Origin of the sequence: Bacillus sp. JJ1533, assembly GCF_036965045.1 — a bacterium.
Lineage (GTDB): Bacteria > Bacillota > Bacilli > Bacillales > Bacillaceae_L > Ferdinandcohnia.
Genome location: NZ_JBALOV010000013.1, coordinates 96,242 through 115,486, shown reverse-complemented (window position 1 = coordinate 115,486; position 19,245 = coordinate 96,242). Strand labels below are relative to the sequence as shown.

Annotated in this window: 25 protein-coding genes and 1 riboswitch; of the genes, 21 read left to right on the top strand and 4 right to left on the bottom strand. The window is 35.6% G+C overall.

The features are described from left to right. Positions 1-20 precede the first annotated feature (20 nt). The gene (locus V7138_RS07150; RefSeq protein ID WP_335395421.1) at positions 21-695 is read left to right on the top strand and encodes an orotidine 5'-phosphate decarboxylase / HUMPS family protein; all 675 of its coding nucleotides are present in this window, start codon (positions 21-23) and stop codon (positions 693-695) included. Between the two features lie 145 nt (positions 696-840). On the opposite strand, the gene V7138_RS07145 is transcribed toward V7138_RS07150, so the two are convergent. After that, on the bottom strand, positions 841-1,377 hold the full coding sequence (locus tag V7138_RS07145) for an undecaprenyl-diphosphatase (RefSeq protein WP_335395419.1): 537 nt from the start codon (positions 1,375-1,377) through the stop codon (positions 841-843). 122 nt (positions 1,378-1,499) lie between these two features. On the opposite strand from V7138_RS07145, the gene V7138_RS07140 reads away from it, so the two are divergent. Further along, complete coding sequence (locus V7138_RS07140) at positions 1,500-1,823, top strand: hypothetical protein (RefSeq protein ID WP_335395417.1); 324 nt, start codon at positions 1,500-1,502, stop codon at positions 1,821-1,823. Positions 1,824-1,866: 43 nt separating this feature from the next. On the opposite strand, the gene V7138_RS07135 is transcribed toward V7138_RS07140, so the two are convergent. Next, on the bottom strand, positions 1,867-2,040 hold the full coding sequence (locus V7138_RS07135) for a hypothetical protein (protein ID WP_335395415.1): 174 nt from the start codon (positions 2,038-2,040) through the stop codon (positions 1,867-1,869). A 350-nt stretch (positions 2,041-2,390) separates the two neighbouring features. Next, positions 2,391-2,476, top strand: a riboswitch (cyclic di-GMP riboswitch). A 169-nt stretch (positions 2,477-2,645) separates the two neighbouring features. Between V7138_RS07135 and V7138_RS07130 the strand changes: the two genes are divergently transcribed. The 5 genes from V7138_RS07130 to V7138_RS07110 all read left to right on the top strand — a co-directional run bounded on the left by V7138_RS07130 (position 2,646) and on the right by V7138_RS07110 (position 7,246). Continuing rightward, complete coding sequence (locus tag V7138_RS07130; protein WP_335395413.1) at positions 2,646-4,928, top strand: EAL domain-containing protein; 2,283 nt, start codon at positions 2,646-2,648, stop codon at positions 4,926-4,928. 55 nt (positions 4,929-4,983) lie between these two features. Then, positions 4,984-5,349 (top strand): PAS domain-containing protein, encoded by a 366-nt coding sequence (locus V7138_RS07125; protein WP_335395412.1) that lies wholly within the window; start codon positions 4,984-4,986, stop codon positions 5,347-5,349. Continuing rightward, the gene (locus tag V7138_RS07120) at positions 5,333-6,064 is read left to right on the top strand and encodes a PAS domain-containing protein (protein WP_335395409.1); all 732 of its coding nucleotides are present in this window, start codon (positions 5,333-5,335) and stop codon (positions 6,062-6,064) included. Before V7138_RS07125 ends, V7138_RS07120 begins: the two co-directional genes overlap by 17 nt. Positions 6,065-6,099: 35 nt before the next feature. Then, a complete protein-coding gene (locus V7138_RS07115) occupies positions 6,100-6,675 on the top strand; it encodes a GGDEF domain-containing protein (protein WP_335395407.1) in 576 nt (191 codons plus the stop codon). A 250-nt stretch (positions 6,676-6,925) separates the two neighbouring features. Next, positions 6,926-7,246 (top strand): hypothetical protein, encoded by a 321-nt coding sequence (locus tag V7138_RS07110; RefSeq protein ID WP_335395406.1) that lies wholly within the window; start codon positions 6,926-6,928, stop codon positions 7,244-7,246. Between the two features lie 76 nt (positions 7,247-7,322). On the opposite strand, the gene V7138_RS07105 is transcribed toward V7138_RS07110, so the two are convergent. Then, positions 7,323-8,021 (bottom strand): class I SAM-dependent methyltransferase, encoded by a 699-nt coding sequence (locus V7138_RS07105; protein WP_335395404.1) that lies wholly within the window; start codon positions 8,019-8,021, stop codon positions 7,323-7,325. Between the two features lie 344 nt (positions 8,022-8,365). Between V7138_RS07105 and V7138_RS07100 the strand changes: the two genes are divergently transcribed. Further along, a complete protein-coding gene (locus V7138_RS07100) occupies positions 8,366-8,671 on the top strand; it encodes a DUF5634 family protein (RefSeq protein WP_335395402.1) in 306 nt (101 codons plus the stop codon). 36 nt (positions 8,672-8,707) lie between these two features. Continuing rightward, positions 8,708-8,848, top strand: a complete 141-nt coding sequence (locus V7138_RS07095; protein WP_335395400.1) for a hypothetical protein — start codon at positions 8,708-8,710, stop codon at positions 8,846-8,848. A gap of 137 nt (positions 8,849-8,985) precedes the next feature. Here the strand turns inward: V7138_RS07095 and V7138_RS07090 are convergent, their stop codons facing one another. Next, positions 8,986-9,135 carry a hypothetical protein gene (locus V7138_RS07090; protein ID WP_335395397.1) on the bottom strand — a complete coding sequence of 50 codons (150 nt, stop codon included), beginning with the start codon at positions 9,133-9,135 and terminating at the stop codon, positions 8,986-8,988. Between the two features lie 255 nt (positions 9,136-9,390). Between V7138_RS07090 and V7138_RS07085 the strand changes: the two genes are divergently transcribed. From V7138_RS07085 to V7138_RS07030, 12 genes are all read left to right on the top strand, one after another. Further along, positions 9,391-9,654: a DUF1292 domain-containing protein gene (locus V7138_RS07085; RefSeq protein ID WP_335395395.1), complete on the top strand. Its 264-nt coding sequence runs from the start codon at positions 9,391-9,393 to the stop codon at positions 9,652-9,654. A gap of 8 nt (positions 9,655-9,662) precedes the next feature. Further along, a complete protein-coding gene (locus V7138_RS07080; RefSeq protein ID WP_335395394.1) occupies positions 9,663-10,040 on the top strand; it encodes a hypothetical protein in 378 nt (125 codons plus the stop codon). A 9-nt stretch (positions 10,041-10,049) separates the two neighbouring features. Further along, positions 10,050-11,318, top strand: a complete 1,269-nt coding sequence (locus V7138_RS07075; RefSeq protein ID WP_335395392.1) for an erythromycin esterase family protein — start codon at positions 10,050-10,052, stop codon at positions 11,316-11,318. 320 nt (positions 11,319-11,638) lie between these two features. Further along, positions 11,639-12,400, top strand: coding sequence for a 3-oxoacyl-ACP reductase FabG (gene fabG, locus V7138_RS07070; protein ID WP_335395389.1), 762 nt, complete (start codon positions 11,639-11,641; stop codon positions 12,398-12,400). A 40-nt stretch (positions 12,401-12,440) separates the two neighbouring features. Further along, entirely contained in the window at positions 12,441-13,217 is a 777-nt protein-coding gene (locus tag V7138_RS07065) for a DeoR/GlpR family DNA-binding transcription regulator (RefSeq protein ID WP_335395388.1), read from the top strand. A gap of 70 nt (positions 13,218-13,287) precedes the next feature. After that, the gene (locus V7138_RS07060) at positions 13,288-14,550 is read left to right on the top strand and encodes a class-III pyridoxal-phosphate-dependent aminotransferase (protein WP_335395386.1); all 1,263 of its coding nucleotides are present in this window, start codon (positions 13,288-13,290) and stop codon (positions 14,548-14,550) included. 26 nt (positions 14,551-14,576) lie between these two features. Further along, entirely contained in the window at positions 14,577-15,590 is a 1,014-nt protein-coding gene (locus tag V7138_RS07055; protein ID WP_335395384.1) for a phosphotransferase enzyme family protein, read from the top strand. A 55-nt stretch (positions 15,591-15,645) separates the two neighbouring features. Continuing rightward, positions 15,646-15,996 (top strand): hypothetical protein, encoded by a 351-nt coding sequence (locus V7138_RS07050; RefSeq protein WP_335395381.1) that lies wholly within the window; start codon positions 15,646-15,648, stop codon positions 15,994-15,996. A 66-nt stretch (positions 15,997-16,062) separates the two neighbouring features. Next, complete coding sequence (locus tag V7138_RS07045; RefSeq protein WP_335395548.1) at positions 16,063-17,559, top strand: aldehyde dehydrogenase family protein; 1,497 nt, start codon at positions 16,063-16,065, stop codon at positions 17,557-17,559. Positions 17,560-17,575: 16 nt separating this feature from the next. After that, complete coding sequence (locus V7138_RS07040) at positions 17,576-17,863, top strand: BMC domain-containing protein (RefSeq protein WP_335395379.1); 288 nt, start codon at positions 17,576-17,578, stop codon at positions 17,861-17,863. 54 nt (positions 17,864-17,917) lie between these two features. Further along, positions 17,918-18,577 carry a phosphate propanoyltransferase gene (gene pduL, locus V7138_RS07035; RefSeq protein WP_335395376.1) on the top strand — a complete coding sequence of 220 codons (660 nt, stop codon included), beginning with the start codon at positions 17,918-17,920 and terminating at the stop codon, positions 18,575-18,577. After that, a complete protein-coding gene (locus V7138_RS07030) occupies positions 18,574-19,245 on the top strand; it encodes a hypothetical protein (RefSeq protein ID WP_335395374.1) in 672 nt (223 codons plus the stop codon). The genes pduL and V7138_RS07030 overlap by 4 nt, the downstream gene beginning before the upstream one ends.

Here is a 19,245-nt window from a genome sequence, read left to right as displayed (position 1 = left end):
TTGAGGGGAATGCTTTAAAAATGAAACCGATTGTGCAGATTTCATTAGATTTAACGGACATTGATGAAGCATTGAAAATGGCAGAGATTGCTGCAGAGGCTGGAGTTGATTGGATTGAAGCGGGAACCCCACTCTTATTAGCAGAAGGTTTACATGCAATAAGGAAACTGCGGCAGAGATTTCCAGATAAGCCAATTGTCGCTGATTTAAAGACGATGGATGGTGGATATTTGGAAGTTGAAATGATGGCTAAGGCTGGTGCAACACATGTGGTTGTCATGGGGGTTGCTCATCCAGCTACCATTCGCGCAGTCGTAAGAGCAGCGCGTGATTATGGTGTGAAAGTCATGGGGGATATTATGGCAGCAACAGACAAAGTATCCTGTGCCCAAATGCTAGAGGAAAGTGGAGTTGATTATATTATTGTTCATACTGGCTTTGATGAAAGGGGAGAAGATTCAGAACGTTCACCCTTCGACTGCTTACAAGAAGTTGTATCCGCCGTCTCAATACCTGTTCAAGCAGTAGGAGGTTTATCAATTGAACAAGCATCCCAAATGCCAAAGCATGGTGCACCGCTCGTTGTCATCGGAGCCCCCTTGGTAATCGACAATCAAGAATTTAGGCCTAGCTCAGAAGCCGACCAAATTAGAGAAACCTTAACTAATTTTGTGAGAAGAGTTAAAAACATCTAGTGAGGCAGAGATATATTATTCCATGTAAAAGATAGCCTAGATGCCAACACTTGTTTGTATCTAGGCTTTTTAGTCTCATAAAAAAAAGACACCTTTTATTTTCCTCCATTATATTTTTAAAAGTTGAGTATGCTATAGAAAGTAATTAATCGAAACGAAACAGTCGAGTTATTACATCGAAATTGGATTTTGATCGTGAAATTATGTGAACAAACATGCTTGTTAATGATCCTAAAAGAGCACTTCCGATAATGTCTGATGGGTAATGATGTCCTACCCAAATTCGGGAAAGACCAGTCATGACAGCTAGTCCAAACATAATAGAGCCTAAAACACGATTATAAAGTAGGACAGATGTCGAAACTGCAAAAACTAATAAGGTATGCTTGCTTGGAAATGAAGAATCCAATTTTGAGGGAATAAGTATTCCAACACGTTTTTTAATAAATGGTCTTGGTTTATAAATAAATAATTTAAAGAAACTATTCATGACTAGTGTAACGATGGCAGAAATTACAGCGTTATTCGTTATTTGTTTGTATGGATGTTTTTTAAACCACATCACAATCAAAATTAAAAAATATACATAACGTACCTTGTTTGAAACAAGTATCATGAAATGATCTACTAATGAAGAACGACCTGACATCTGATTTATTACTCGAAAAACTTTTACATCCATAATAATCACCTCTGACTTTATTATTTCATCCAAACCTTAAATCATGTACTCAAGGGCTCTTAAAAATTACCAGAAATATTGTTTTGGAAAAACCCAAACAATATAGTGAGGAGGGAAGAGAGATGAACTATATGCAACTAGTGTCATCGGTATTGAGCATGTGGAGTGGTAATAAATCAATGAAGATATTCAAACGAAAACGAAACAACAGAGGTTGGATTTGGTTTTCTATTTTAGGGGTAACTATCCTTAGCTTATTAGGAAGTAGAAACAGCCGAATCAATCAGGAAGTTAAAAAAAGATTTCAGCAAGCCCAAAATTCATTTCAAAGTTCCATGGAATTTAAAAAAAATCCTTTTGATGTGAATTACAATCTTGCAACAGAAATAGCAAAAGAAATTAGACCTGAATTCGAAACCCAAAATCAACTACAAAAGAAGCAATAAAGAAATCAAATGGCTGGATTATTAATACCCAGCCATTTTTTACTTAATTATGTATTTGTTGTTGAACTTGTTGAATGATTTGTTGCGCTTTTTCTAGTTCGCTTTGGGCAAAATGACATGCCTCTGACTCAGGACTATTCGAATTAACTTGTTTTAAATGATGATGTGCAGTATGAATAATATCTTGGGCTTCTTGTAATTTGCTTTTAAAGTTCATTTGCAATTTTCCCTTCTTGAAAGTGTCACTTTTATCATGTGCAAGTTTCAGTTAAATACGCATCTCTATCATTCAAGATTAGGAGCTTTATTTCATCCAACTTCACATTACCACTCATAAAGGTGAGTGGGTTACTTATTGATCTTCCTTAAAATATTGCCTATCCGTAATCTTTTGTTCAACCCAGTCATGTGACAAATATCACTGTTTATAAATATTATTTGGGATATTATAAAATAAGGAAGAACCATATGTTTCTAGATGATTTTTTTGAAAAAATATTGAATATATACTATTTTTTTAATAATATAGGATAATGCTAAAGTAGTATAAAATGTTAATAAGTACTATATCGATAACGGCAAACTTATCGAAAGGTAAGGACGCAAAGCCGCGAGCCTAAGGCAGTAAATGCTAGGGTAGTCGGGTTACCGAAAGTAATGGAGATAAAGATAACTCCCGTTTTCGGTGTAGTTTCTTTTTTTATTTAATGGTAATTCTTTTGAAGCATGATATTTAGGATTAGAACTTATCATTAAATTTGGATTGAAACGAACGAAATGTATTGAGAAAACTTCAACTAGAATTTCCCGGGGGTAAAGAGAATGAAATTGTTCGATCGGTTACGAAAAAGACATCATGAAGCAGATTCAAATGGGCGAAAGATCATTGATTCTTATCTTGAAAGTTTTTCAGATAGCAACATGGAAACATTTGTAGAGGAAATGGCAAACACATTTAGTGAAAACGAAAAGCTAGATTATTATCATGCTATTGCGAATCACTTGGGTTTAGCTTTGTTTTCCGTTGATGTAAAAAAGAATGAGATTACCTATGTTTCGAGGAAAGTAGAAGAAATTTTGGAAATTTCAAAAGAAAAATTAACGATCGACTATTGGAAATCACTTTGGTATAAAGAGGCAATTTTAGATTTTTCATCAATTTATTCCAGATTAACGAATGAAGGTCGAAATTCGCATACTTATCGAATTATTACCCCAAGTGGTACCGTTAAATGGATAAATGAAACAACAATCGCCGTCGACGATGAGAATGGGAATATCGAAAGAATATTTGGGGTAATTGAAGATTGTACTAATACTTTGAAACTAGAACAGAAAATAAATTTTATTACCACACATGACGAACTGACTCATCTACCAAATTTTATGAATGGAAGCAACCATATAAATGAGGTTATTGATAGATTCAAAAACTCGAAAGAAAGATTTGCGTTGTTTTGTGTTAATTTAGATGGGTTTAGCCGCATTAATAATACGTTAGGATTTAAAATTGCAGACGAAGCTTTTAAACAATTATCAGTTAAGCTTGAGCGATACCTTAAAACAGGGGTTTTCCTTTTCCGTTCACAAGGGGATGAATGGTACGCTGTTGTAGAAAAGTCGAAGAAGAATGAAGAATATATGAGTCATGCGAAAGAAATCATTGATATTATTCAAGCCCCTCTCCAAATACAGGATTATTCGATTCGAATCACAGCTAGCATTGGAATAAGTATTTATCCTGATGACGGGACAAACAAAGTAGAACTGATAAAAAATGCAAATACTGCCTTGAAACGTGCAAAAAAAAATGGGGCAGCACATTATCAATTGTACTCTGCCAATATGAATATCGAATCCTTTAAAAACTTTCAATTAGAGACAGACTTACACACTGCTATTAAGAATGGTGAGTTGTATATTGAATATCAACCGAAAGTGGATATTAAGTTGCAAAAGGCAACGAGTGCAGAGGCACTTATTCGTTGGAAGCACCCGCTATGGGGAGACGTTTCACCAATGGAATTTATCACGATTGCAGAAGAAAGTAATTATCACCGTGAGATCTCCGAGTTTGTTATTGATACCGTATGTATGCAAGTCAATGAATGGGAACGGAAAGGAATTGATTTTAACACCATTTCGTTTAACTTGTCAGCTAAAGATTTCTTAAAAAGCTCATTAATTAGTACGTTAAAAGCTGCTATAAATAGGTATCATATCAACCCGAATCATCTGGAAATAGAACTAACAGAAGGTACTTTGTTACAAGAAACAAGTGTTGTTCAGGACCAAATTGAGCAAGTAAAAGCGATGGGTATTACATTGGCTTTAGACGACTTTGGTACTGGCTATTCTTCCATCCATTATTTAAAAAAGCTGCCTTCGGATACAATCAAAATCGATCGTTCGTTTATTCATCACATTCATAAAAATGCTGAAGATAGAATCATAGTAAAATCGATTATTGAGCTTTCAAAGGGACTAAAAAAAACGGTCGTAGCAGAAGGGGTAGAAAACGAGGATCAATATAGTATATTGCGTTCAATAGGCTGTGACTTGATTCAAGGTTACTATTATAGCAAATCAGTCTCTGCGAAAAGGATGACGGAATTTTTTGAAATGAAGCAAATAAAACCTGTGAGCTGTAACACAATTGTTCCAGTGAATCGTCGTAGATATTATCGTGTGGATTTTCCCTATTTTCCGTTGCATACCGAAATGACGATTGTATCCTTCAATGGAAAAGCTGTTAGCCTTGGAACAACGGATGTAATCGTTTTGGATATAGGTTTAGGTGGATTGCGTTTTCAAAGTCATCTAAGGCTTAAACCACATGACAACATTTTGTACAAATTTAGAACAACCCTGATAGGAAAGGATATAACATTCAACGGAACGATTGTTAGGTTTGAAGAGAAGGAACAAGACATCTTTGAATATGGTGTAGAGTTACAAATAAGTGAAGCGGATCGTGATGAATTAGCACAAGTCCTAAATAAAATCACTTTACAAATGAAGCAAAATCCTTTTTTTAAAGATGGTGATTTCATTGATGAAAACCCTAGTTCCTATTTATCAAAAATGCAAAACAAGCAAATGTAGCTTCTGAGATAGAGTTGAAACGAAACGAAACATTTCAATAAAATGGAGATGACGAATGCAGAACCTACAACATCAATTTTTACATCAGGTTTTAATGGAAGGAATAAAGGAACTATTATTTATTGTAAAAGTGGGGGATGATTCAGAGTTCTATTATGAATTTTTGAATCATGCTGCTATGGAAAAAACAGGGTTCACTGAAGAAATAATTGGAAAATCCATAAAAGATGTTTATCCTACCGAAATGGCTGATTTTTTAACTGAACAATATAAAATCGCGATTTCTAATTGTAAAACGATAAAATACGAAGATTCGTATCATTCGTTGCGAGGAGAGAAGCATTATTCAGAAACAACCTTAACGCCTATTATAGATAAACTTACCAATCAATGTACACATTATCATGGCACTTGTTCATGATATAACAGAGAAAAAGCGGGGAGAATTAGAATTTCTGGATTATTGGAAAAAGGTAAATGAAAGTAACCAGAAGTACAGTTCACTATACAAGAATAATTCAGATGCGATTCTAACATTTAATACACAAGGTGAAATCATAGAGGGAAATGATAGGGTTGAAGCCCTAACAGGCTATAGCATTGATGAGATTGCGTATTCTGATTTGTCTTCCTTAATTGACAGAAAAAATGTCGCGCTATTACAAGATAACTTTAAGAAGGCTATCGAAGGGGAACCCTTAGAATTTTCATTAATAATGAATAAAAAAACGGGGGAGCGAATCGAGCTTGTCGTGAAATTCACCCCGATTTTTGTAAACAATCAAGTAATCGGAATTTTTTCCATAATGAATGACATTACAAAGTTAATCGATATCACAAGAAAATATATGGATACAAAACAACGTCTTAAGATTATTACTGAAAAATCACAGGACTTGATTACAATTCTTGATAAGTACGGAATCATCATTGATGCCTCACCGTCACATAAAAATATTTTAGGATTTGAACAACAGGAATTTATCGGAAAGCATTTCACCTACAATATTCACCCTGAAGATCAATCACTTTTAAAAGAAACGATTGTACATGCAATCTATCAGGATACATCTGGAAGAATTCATATCCGAAAAAAGCATGCAGAAAGGGATGGGTTTGGTTTGATTTTAAAGTAACGCCTGTTTTTAATGAAGACAATGATTTCATTTATATGATATGTGTATCTAGTAACATTCAATCTCAAATGGATTACGAATCTGAACTGAAGCACCTTGCATTCCATGATTCGATGACAAATTTGCCGAATCGAAGGTTATTAAAAGATTTCTTACAAAAATCCTTAGAGGATTACCTAACTGATAAAAGTAAGGGTCTTGTCGTGGGAATGATGGATATCGATCATTTTAAATCAATAAATGATCAAATGGGGCATGATATTGGAGATACTGTCATTATTGAATTTGGGAATAGAATCAGAAAAATTCTTCGAAATATAGATTTTATTGTTCGTTTAGGTGGCGATGAATTCGTCATTGTGTTACCTTACACCATAGAATCCGAAATAGATCAAATCGTTAAAAACATACAGAAGACAATTCACAAATCATGGATAATAGGGGATAGAACGTTCCAAGTAATGACTAGTATTGGGATTACCATGGTACCTAAAGAAAAAGTCTCTATTTCATCCATATTAAAAATGGCTGATATTGCTCTTTATGAAGCAAAAGAATCCGGTAGAAATACCTATAAAATAAATGACAAAGGGATAGGTTTACTATCCTAAGAGAAAAATCCTGAATGCGAACATTTCTTCGTATTCGGATTTTTTTATATTGAGGAGGTTTCTTTAGTATAATGACTCCGGAAATTACAAACTTGGTTTACTTACCTTACTAAGAGCATTTCCTCCATTAAAGGTGTGTTTATACACATTAATAGAGAAACCGTAAACATATTTTTATGGGGACTTTGGGTAACACAAATCCTTGTCTAGGAATAGATTGTAAAGGAAGTGAATATGAGGAGGTTTTTTTATGCAACCATATATTTATCAGGATGCCATCGATGCTGAAAGAGATAAGGAGGATTTCCATAAAAAGTGCAAAAAACATTTGTACCAGATTATTCAAATTGAATTAAAAGATGGATCTGTTTACCAGGGCATACTTCACAGCTATGACAGGGAAAAAATGTATATCCTAATGCCAAAGACGGGTCATTCGCATTTTCCATCGCACACAATGGGTGAACGCGATGATAGCAGACTTTTCCCATTCTTTGGACCATTTGGGTTATTTGGGTTCCCTTTTTTTGGGATAAGAAGATTCGGACCATTTTTCCCATTCTTTATTTAAAAATCGATACAAAAAAGGCTTGTAGTGGATATGTCCATACAGGCCTTTTCTGTATCTAAATGTGATTTTCCAACAACTATTTAGTACATAAAAATACTCTATAGTCCAAAGCCCCTTGGTATTTTAGCATTAAATTTAAATGCTGATATAGGACGTGATAAAGTTCAGGTTCAATTGATTCCGAGTACTGGAACTTAGGCATTGAATAGTTTTGAATGGAAGATGGTTTACTCGTAAAGGTTTTTATATTTTTAAAACCAGCCATTTCAATTAAGGTAACCCAATCCTTTTCCATGAGGAGAGAATCTAGCCCATAAAATTGTTTGATTTCCTCTTCGAAATTTGCCCAGAGCCTGCTATTAAGGGTAAGTTCATTTGCAATAAACCGACCGCCATTCTTTAATAAACGAATTATTTCCTTAAGTGCTTTAGGCTTGTTGACAAAAGAAAGAACCGATTCGGAAATAATAAAGTCAAAATTTCTGTCTTCTAACGGACATTTTTCTATTGAGCCCTGAATAATTTCGACTGGTAATTGGTACTTTGCCATTCTTTTTTTTGCTTTTTTTATCATGGTAGGGTTGATATCCAACCCTGTTACAATTGCGCCATAACGGGCCGCTAAATAAGCAGATGTTTGGCCAGTACCGCAACCTACATCTAAAATGCGAGAAGAATTGTTAATCATTTCATTCTCGAATATTTTCTTTGTTAGCTCAATCCCACCAGGATGTGCACCACTAACACCAAATTTGGACAGAAAATCTAAATACATTGAAGCCCCTATGAGAATCACCTTCTCCAATTAACTTATTTGTATAATATGATTATAAAAATAAGATGGTTCCTTCCTAGTAGGTGAATATAAAGACAACTGCTGCTTTCAAAATAACAGTGAACCGTACCAACAATACACGTTTTAACGATACCTGGAGTCTTAACGTACAAAATATCAATGTTCTTGAGCATGATGGCAAAATAATTCTTACGGATGCTTGAAACTCCTGATGCAGCATTTCATTTTTATTTTATCCTTAGTGAAAAAACGCTTTTCTAGGGTTTAAATGAACGTAAGTATGACATATTAAGGGAAGAAGAAATACAGAAGGGAGAATTTTAGTGGATTATCTATCTCGTGAACAAATTATAAATGAATTACAGCAATCCTTTCAACCATATTTAAATAAGTATGGAATTGATGATATCGGTATTTTTGAAGAAGAAGGTCAAGGCGATCGCTACTATCTTGGATATACAACTCGTAAAGATGGAAAAACACATCATATACATCTGCCTTATAAAAAAAATAATGATGGAGGGTTAGCCCCAATTGATAGTAAGTGGACGGTGGAATCAGACAATCCGCTGGAAACAGATCTTAAGGAATTTGAAGATTTAGATCATGTATTCCGTGAAATATACTAAATATTATCCAAAAAGAAAAACATAAAGGAGGGTATTATGGAAAAGGGTCAATATAAAGAAGATACCAGCTTAAAAAGAAAAGAAAATCAAACATTAGAAATAAGTTCTACAGGATATGGATTAGAATCTGTTGAAAAAGAAAATAAAGACGAATACAAACTAGGTCAGAAGAAATAGCCATTTAACAAAAATGAAAACCAAACATTAATGCCGAAGAAAAACTGATAAAAGTCCATACATCAAAAAACAACCCTTCATTCATAATAAGAGTTGTTTTTTTGTTGTATGTACCGATTACTAGTAAAAGTGCACTATTAAAGTCGGTCATCTTCCCATGCTCGATTATAATCTTTTATATGTTGTCTTTCTAAGGAAAAATTTTCACCTTGTTGAATTGGTTTGAACTCAACAATTTCCTGGTTTGCCTTAATTCCTTTTGCTGTGTTTATTTTTTTGTGCTTCAATCAGGCTACCTCCTTCAGTCTCAGTTTAAGTTTCTGATGTCTTTATTGTCATTGGGTCCTCAAAAAATAAGTAAAACAATGTCTTTAACGCTTCAATTTTAAAATGTGAGTTTAAAACTATTTTTATTCCATTATGAAAACCAATTAGGAGTAATGTTTGTATCTGATAAAGAGTCAAACCTAGTTAAATTAGTTTTGTAAGTAAAATTCATCGATTAGGAAAAGATATAAATGCAAATATCAGGAGGTGGGCTAATGAACAGTGATATTTACCGAGATCAAATCATTGTTATGGACGAAAATGGGAATGAGCAAGAATTTTCTATAGAGGCCTTATTCGATATGAAGGACAAAACATATGTGTTGTTACGGTCGGAGCAAGATGAAAATAAGACATTTGTCATGGAAGTGGAGAATACGGATGAAGGTCAGTTTTTGACTAGAATAAGTAATACAACTGAGCGTGATATGGTGCTAGATGCATATGAGATAGCTGTTGATGCTAATCCAGCGGAGTAAGATTCTTTATGGAAAAAAAGATCGTTGAAGCTGTTGATCCTCAAGTAAGGAAACAAATAGATAATGAACTTCAAGGTTTGACCTTTACAAAAAATTTCCGGTCACCTTCTGCAGAGGAATGGTATGTTTTTTTACCGAGCTATAAAGATCCGGTTACTGGAGGTGCGGCGGGTAAGGTGATTATTCACTATAACCTATATGATACAAAGGAAATTTTCATCAATACCACTATTATATTCGATGACCCTGCATTACATAATTCCTCACTTCATTACCTTGTTTATGCGATTTCTGATGAACTTGTAAACCGATTGGTTGGATATGCGGATACTCTTCTTTCTGTTCATTCGGGTGAGAATTCGTATAATGCAGAATACAAAAACTAAGGGGCAATTATGGTAGATAAAACGATACAAGCGATACAAAAATATGCTATTCCAATTAGAAATGAAGATGAGGACTTTGAACAACTTGTTACTACTTTGAAAAATCAGAAATACATTTTGTTGGGGGAGTCCTCTCATGGAACGTCTGAGTTTTATAAAATTCGCAGTAATCTTACCAAGAGATTTATCGTTGAAAAAGATTTTACCTTTATAGCTGTGGAAGGTGATTGGCCAGCATGCCAAGAGGTAAATGGTTATATTAAAGGATATTCAAACAAATATAAGAATGCTCGTGATGTTCTCATGTGCTTTACACGTTGGCCAACGTGGATGTGGGCAAATGAAGAAATCATTGACTTAATCGAATGGCTAAAAGAATATAACCAAGGAAAACCGAGTGGAAAGAAAGTGGGTTTTTACGGAATAGATATTTATAGTCTATGGGAATCAATGGATGAAATTCTAGTATATCTAGAAGAAAGAAACTCCCCTGATTTAGAGGTCGCGAGAAAGGCGTTTGCCTGTTTTGAACCATTTAACCGTGAAGCAGAGAAGTATGCTTTGTCGTCTGCTTTTTATTCCGAAGGTTGTTACGAAGAAGTAACGAAACTTCTAACGGAAATAAGTGCAAACAAACATACTTATCAGGATTCAGACGAAAGTAGTTTGAACCTAGAGGTAAACGCGCTCATTACTGCAAACGCTGAAAACTATTATACAACCATGATTACCAACGATAATGAATCATGGAATATTAGAGACCGTCACATGGTTGAGGTCCTGCATAAAATTAATGCCTTTTATAACTTTCAATCTAAAGGGATCATCTGGGAACACAATACACATGTTGGGGATGCGCGGGCTACGGACATGGCAAATGAAGGACTAGTAAATGTAGGTCAACTTTTAAGGGAACAGCTAGGTACTAAAAACGTATTTATTGTTGGTTTTGGTACACATCATGGTACAGTTATTGCAGCTAAAGAGTGGGGTGTCAACTTTGAAAAAATGAATGTCCCACCTGCAGTTACAGGAAGTTGGGAGGACCTACTATACAAAACGGGACCTTACGATAAACTCCTAGTTTTTACAGAGACAAATAAAAATATATTTACTAACCCAATCGGTCATCGCGCGATTGGAGTTGTTTATAATCCACAGTATGAGCATTATGGAAACTATGTTCAGTCAGTTATTTCTGAGCGTTACGATGCGTTTATATTTGTAAATCACACAAAAGCATTATCTCCACTTGAGATAACGGGTGTGTTGATTTAACTTTACTCAACAGAAATCCTAGACTTATTCATAATGAATAGGCTTGAAAGAAGTCACTTTATCGGTTGCTTGTAAATGTAGCAGTGTACTCTCTGGTATTTCAAAACAAGACGACGGTTATTTGTATCACTTTGATACAGACAAACCGTTTTTTTATTTTTAATATAAATTGTCCGAATATTAAATAAAGTATAGACATACACATTATTATCAATAAACTCCACAGAAATAAACAAAATTATCATATGAAATAATTTAATTTCCTGTAGAATTTTGTGGTTTTTCAAGAAACTTTAACCTTTAAAAAAGGAGATGTTGAAATGAGTCATTCCGTACAAGGTAAAACAGTCATTGTTACTGGAGGAAGTAAGGGAATTGGAAAAGGGATTGCCCGTGTATTTGCAAATAATGGCGCTAATGTTGCCGTCGTTGCCCGTAATCTATCAGATGCTAAAAATTGTGCAGAAGAACTGAATGAAGCAGGTATTGGGAAGGTGCTCGCGTTTCAAGGGGATGTTACGGACCGGACATCCATGCAGAATGTAGCAAAAGAGGTATCCGAGCATTTTGGTGGGATTGATATTTTATGTGCTAATGCCGGTATTTTTCCGTCAGCCTCACTCGAAGATATGACCAATGATGATTGGGACACTGTCTTGAATACAAATACAAAGGGAACATTTCACTCCGTTCAAGCCTGTTTGCCATACTTGAAAAATGCGGAGTATGGTCGAATTGTGATTACATCCTCCATAACAGGTCCTGTAACAGGATATCCTGGATGGTCCCATTATGCTGCAAGTAAGGCAGCACAGCTCGGTTTCATGAGAACGGCTGCTTTAGAACTAGCAAGCGCAAATATTACCGTCAATTCTGTCATGCCTGGAAATATCATTACAGAAGGATTAGAAGGTATGGGTGAACATTATCTAAAGGAAATGGCTGCGAAGATCCCGATGAAAAAGCTAGGAACAGTTGAAGATATCGGGTTTGCTGCATTATTTCTAGCATCAAAAGAAGCAGGATTTATTACAGGGCAGACCATAATCGTGGATGGTGGACAAATCCTACCTGAAAATTAATGCGTATTTCAATTCCTTTTTATAGTAGGTGATCCATAAGATGTCTTTATCCTTTGAGGAAAGAAAAATAACGATACTAGAAGCACTAGATAGGGAAGAGAAGGTACAAGTCCGAGAATTAGCCTCTCAATTACTAGTGTCCGATGAAACCATACGACGTGATTTGGATCGGTTAGAAAAAGAAGGTATCCTAAAAAAAGTATATGGTGGAGCTGTAAAAACAAAAAGCAATAGTTGGGAGCTTCCATTTGATGAAAAAACCACGATAAATCGATTAGAAAAAAAGGTAATTTGTAAAGCTGCTGCAAGTTTAGTAGAAGATGGCGACATTATCATGATTGGAAATGGAACGACTCCCTTGGATATAGTTCGATATTTAGATGATAAAGCGGATGTCACCATCATTACCCATTCCATCCCTGTCATGCTGTTAGCGATGGAAGTATTCAAAGGACAAGTAATTTTTACAGGCGGTGAATTTGAAAAAAATCAAAAGTATACAAGTGGCCCACTCACCAATGTCATGCTTGATATGTTAAAGGCGAATAAGGCATTTATATCGGCAGGTGGAATATCAATAAATAGCGGCATCACCGACTATGATATTAGCGGTTCAGGTATTTCAAGGAAAATGATTGAAAGAGCGGAAGATGTAATAATACTAGCTGATTATTCGAAATTTGGGAATACCACATTTGCCCATATGTGTTCATTAGAGCATGCTTCAATGGTGATTACCGACCAAAAATGTCCACAAGAGTGGCGAAAATTATTATCTGAAAAACATATTGAACTTGTAATTGCGACTGAACATTAAACTTAAACATATTTCATCTATTTTCTGATTCAACGGTCTAAATTCAGTTTTAATAAGTGAGGAGAAGAAGATGCTGAAACATAGTAAGAAGGAATCTGTTCTTTCCCAATCAATTAATTGGTGGAATCCAGGGAAAACAAAACAATGGCAAGAAGATGGTATTGACCTAGTAATGGGAGAAAGAGAGGGTTATTATTTCTACGATTTGGATGGTAAAAGGTTAATGGATGTTCATTTAAATGGAGGAACTTATAATCTAGGCCATCGTAATCCGGAGTTAATCGCTACTCTTAAAGAGGCTTTAAATGAATTTGATATTGGCAATCATCATTTTCCATCCATCACTCGTGCACAGCTTGCGGAAGAATTATATAAATGCACTCCAGATACTTTACATTATTCAATCTTCTCAGCAGGGGGAAGCGAGGCGATTGATGTAGCTCTCAAATGTGCGCGTTATGCCACAAAACGAAAAAAAATCGTATCGATTTTGTATGGGTACCATGGCCATACAGGATTGGCAGTATCGTTAGGAAATGAGAGATATTCTCGGCCATTTTTAAGTGAGGGAGATCCATCAGAGTTTGTTCATGTCCCTTTTAACGATATAGATGCGATGGAACAGGCTCTTCTTCAGGAGGATGTTGCGTGTGTCATTATCGAAACCATTCCTGCCACATATGGCTTTCCATTACCAGAAAAGGGGTATCTAGAATCGGTAAAAAGATTATGTGAACGGTATGGCACGATGTATATTGCGGATGAAGTACAAACTGGTTTATTGCGGACAGGAAAATTATGGGGAATAGAACATTATGGAGTGAAACCTGATATATTGGTGACTTCAAAAGGATTTGGTGGTGGAATTTATCCGATTGCTGCAACAGTTGTGAACAAAAAGGCAGGAAACTGGATGAATGAGGATGGTTTTGCTCATATCTCAACGTTTGGTGGATCGGAGTTAGGTTGTATTGTTGCCATGAAAGTCTTAGAGATTACCCAACGAAAAGAAGTAAAACAAAATGTAGAATTTGTTTCTCGCTACTTACGCACGGGTCTTGAAACAATCAAAAATCAATATCCTGAGTTTTTTGTCGGTATTCGACAATCTGGTGTAGTAATGGGGTTAGAATTTAGCCATCCAAAAGGGGCTGTCTATGTTATGCAGTCCTTATACAAGAATGGAGTTTGGGCCATCTATTCGATGCTGGATAATAAAGTTCTACAGTTCAAACCAGGATTGTTATGTGATAAAGAGTATTGCGATGATTTACTATCTCGTTGTGAGTTAAGTATTAAACAAGCTGCGCAAAAAGCTTTTAGTTTTGTCTAATTCATGGATGGAAGGGAGCCATGTTTATGAGCCAATCTGCTTCAGACCCTTTACAAAATTCGTTAAATAAGTTTTCCAATATAGCAAATCTAGCTGTCAATGAGTACCCCTTTTTAACTGATTCTACTAGTAAACTCTTAAACTACTCAGAGAATGCAACGTATCTAGTTACAAACAAATCGAATGGTGAAAAATATGTTTTACGCGTAGGTCGCCCAGGATATCATTCGAAAACAGAAGTTCAAAGTGAACTTGATTGGTTGACCTCCATTGATCAAGATTCATCAATCAATGTGTCAATTCCAATAGCTGGAGGTAACCGTGAATATGTTCAAGAGGTTGTCTATCAAGGGGAAACCTATTATTGTACGTTATTTTCGTTTTTAGAAGGAACTGCTCCAGATGAGGAGAATGAAGATAAGCTCATTAAAGAGTTTGAAAGTCTAGGTGAAGTTACAGCTCAACTTCATGAACATTCAATAAGGAATAGGAAAAAATTAGCCCACATTACAAGACTGACTTGGGATTATGACTCCATTCTTGGTCCATCTCCCAAATGGGGACGCTGGGAAGATGGACTCGGAATTACACCAGAAAGGAAAGAATTGTTTCAAAAGGTTTCTGAAAAAATTAAAAAAAGGCTTGAGGCATATGGAAAAGATCCAGAACGATATGGTTTAATCCATTCTGATCTTCGACTTGCAAATTTACTTGTTGAGAAGGGCAAAATCAAAGTAATTGATTTTGATGATTGTGGATTTGGTTGGTATCTCTATGATTTTGCGACCTCATTAAGTTTCATTGAACACAAGCCATATGTTCCTGCGTTAATTGATGCTTGGATTACAGGTTATCGTAAGGTTCGTCAGCTAACAATGGAGGATGTGAATGAAATTCCAACGTTTATCATGATGCGAAGATTACAATTAATTGCGTGGGTTGGTAGTCGGGATAACGAAACCACTCGAGAACTAGGAAGTAATTTTTCAGTTGAAACAGATGAAATAGCTAAGACGTATTTATTATATACAAAAATATAGGTGATTTTTGTAAGCCTTTTCATAACAAGGATTCCCCACATAGGAGCTGAAAAATATGGATGCAAATCTCGTAGAAAAAATTACTCGACTCGTAATAGCTAATTTAGAGGAGTACAGTAATGCGCATGCAATCAAAGAGGATTCTACAAATAAAACAAACAATCAATTTTCATCAGTTGATAATAGTTCAAGATATCATCCACTGAGTAAAGCAGAGATAGAGGAGTGGGAAGCAATCTCAAGGGTGATAGGAGATCCAAAGAAAAAGGGAAATTCATATTTAAATCCTCTGAATGAAGCAGAATTACAAACATGGAAAAGTATTTCATCAAAAATACTAAACACTAGTAAAGGTAATATTCATGAAGCAGCACAGGATAAAGTAAAATTCTTCCCCCATCATTAATTGTTAATAGAGAAAGGGGTGATTTCTATCGTTGATTTAGATTATGACCTGTTATCCATTAAAGAAATGCGTGAGGCCGTAAAACATGCCAATAAGGCACAAAAAGAGTTTGAGAGATATTCACAGGAAAAAGTAGATCATATTATTAAAAGCATAGCCGAAGCAGCATTTGAAGCTTCTGAATATTTAGCTCGATTAGCAGTTGAAGAAACGCAAATGGGAATTGTAGAACACAAAAAAATAAAAAATGAACTTGGTTCATTAGGAGTTTATGAATCAATTAAAAATGAGAAAACGGTTGGCGTTATTCATACTGATTCTGTAAAAAAGGTAACCGAAATTGCTTTTCCGTTTGGTGTGGTTGGATGTATCATACCGACCACAAATCCAACTTCAACCGCAATATTTAAAACTCTCATTTCCCTAAAAGCTCGAAATGGGATTGTTGTGAGTCCACATCCTTCGGCAGTATCTTGTACAGTGAAAGCGTTGGAAATATGTAATGAAGCTGCTTTAAAAGCTGGGGCACCTTCTGGATTAATTGGATGGATTACTCATCCTACCATGCCTGCTACTACAGAATTAATGAAACATAAGGATGTTCATTTAATTCTAGCAACAGGTGGAGGGGGACTCGTTCGGGCCGCTTATAGTTCTGGAAAGCCCGCATACGGTGTAGGACCCGGTAATGTGCCAGTCTATATAGATAAATCTGCCCCTATCAAGGATACTGTTAGAATGATTGTCGATAGTAAATCATTTGATAATGGTACCATTTGTGCTACTGAACAAGCCATGGTAGTTCATAAAAACGTAAAAGAAATCACAATTAGAGAGTTAAAAAATAACGATTGTTATTTCCTAGATGAGTGGGAAAAGGAAAAAGTAGAAAATATTATATCTCCAATAAAAGGGAAATTAAATCCAGCAATTGTTGGCCGTTCGGCTGAACTTATTGCTGAGATGGCCGGGGTTAATGTACCTAAAGGCACAAGGGTGCTCATTGCAGAGGAAACCCATGTCGGTAAGAATGTTCCATTCTCGATTGAAAAACTATCCCCGATTTTTGCTTTTTATACAGTAAACGACGTAGAAGAAGCAAAAGAGATTTGTCATTCATTATTAAATATTGGTGGAAGGGGTCATAGTCTTTCCCTTCATACCAAGGATGAAGCTGTTATTCAAATGTTTGGGGATGAAATGCCTGTTTCTCGAATCTTGGTAAATACCTTGGCTTCTATTGGTGCAGCAGGAGCAACGACAGGTATCACCCCATCGTTTACATTAGGCTGTGGGTCCTATGGTGGAAACATTACATCAGATAACATTACAACTCGACATCTACTGAATATCAAAAGGATTGCACATGGAATTAGAGACGTTACCATTCCCAAAACCTCTAAATATCAGTCAAATGAAAAAATGGAAAGAGAAAAAACGGATCAAATTGAGCAAATTGTTCTGAATGTCATTAATGAAAAAAAGATGGACACACAAAAAATCGATTCAGAATTAGTTTCACAGCTTGTATCAAGTATAGTGAAGAAGTATCAAAACGAGTAAATAGGAGGAATTCATGATGTCAAGAGAGATAAACGGAGCACTTGGAATGATTGAAACAAAAGGTTTGGTTGCTTCATTAGAGGCTGCAGATGCAATGGTAAAGGCCGCTAATGTTAACTTAGTAGGAAAGGTGCATGTTGGAGGAGGTATTGTGACAGTTCTTGTAACAGGAGACGTTGGAGCCGTAAAAGCAGCGACAGATGCAGGTAGTGCAGCAGCGCAACGTGTAGGAGAGCTTATTTCTGTACACGTCATCCCACGACCACATAATGAGTTACAAATTATATTACCTAAAATAGAATAAGAAAATAAATTCAGATAAGTTGAACCTTTCATATTGAAAGGATGTGCTTCATAAATGAATGAGATAACCACAAGCATGATTATTAATCGCGTATTAAAACAATTGAATGAGAGTAATAGAACTTGTTCGTTAGAAGTGCCAATCGGTGTTTCTGCTCGTCACTGCCATTTGTGTGAGAAAGATGTAGAAACACTCTTTGGAAAGGGGTATCAACTTACCAAAAGAAAAGATTTAAAGCAGCCTGGTCAATTTGCTGCAAATGAAACGGTGTCCATCGTTGGTCCACGTGGGAGTATTGAAAAAGTGAGAATACTAGGACCAATACGTAAATTAACACAGATTGAAGTTAGCTTTACAGATTCAAAGAAATTAGGAATACGCCCACCTGTACGAGAATCTGGGAATATTATAGGATCTTCCCCCATTACAATTGTTGGGCCAAAAGGAAGTATCTATCTAAAAGAAGGATTAATTCTGGCACAAGCACATATTCATATGCCTCTTGAAATGGCCCGTCAATTTAACTTTCAAGATGGCGACTATGTGAAGGTTGAAATTCCTGACGGTATTCGTCCAATTCGATTTGAAAAAGTAAAGGTTCGGATTTCACCTAACTACGTTTTAGAAATGCACATTGATACGGATGAAGCGAATGCAGGTCTCATTTCAGATGGCCAGTTAGGAAAACTTATAAAAGAAGGTATTTGTAAATGATCCAACAACATGAAGTCGAAAAAATTGTGAGGGAAGTTCTTCGGTTAATTGAGTTTGAGAAGCAGCATAAAAAACCAAAGCTTCTTGTACTTCATCAAGAGTCAGAAAAAAGCCTGCAACAGATTGAGAGACTAAAAAGGTATTGGGATATTGAACAAATACCTTTTTCTTGTCATGAAATTCCTAGTGGCTTTCATCATGCCGTCTTTTTGGAGGTAGGTCAGGACCTCTTAGTGAAGGCTGCACTTGGGTTAGCAGATACTCCGGAAAGTATCCTTTTTTCAAAGTTAATGTATCAAGAGTATCGTGTTGATTTTATCCCAGATGACAACCTATCCTGGATGATTGAATCAGAGGAAAATTGTATAAGCGACAATATGTACTTACGGAAATTAGTACAATACAAATTGCAATTACATGATTATGGTGTTCATATTTATCCATTATCTGCTATGATTCCGATTGAAAATATTTCAAATTCAACCCAACAAGATACCATTCGGAATCGACATACATCAAATGAAAAACTTTTAACAAAGGAAATTGTTGAGAAATGGGAGATGAAAAGTATCCTCGTTCACCCAAAGACAATCATCACTCCTCTTGCAAGAGATATTGCAAAAGAAAAGGGAATTTCTATTAAATTTTTGAACCAAAATGAGGGATGA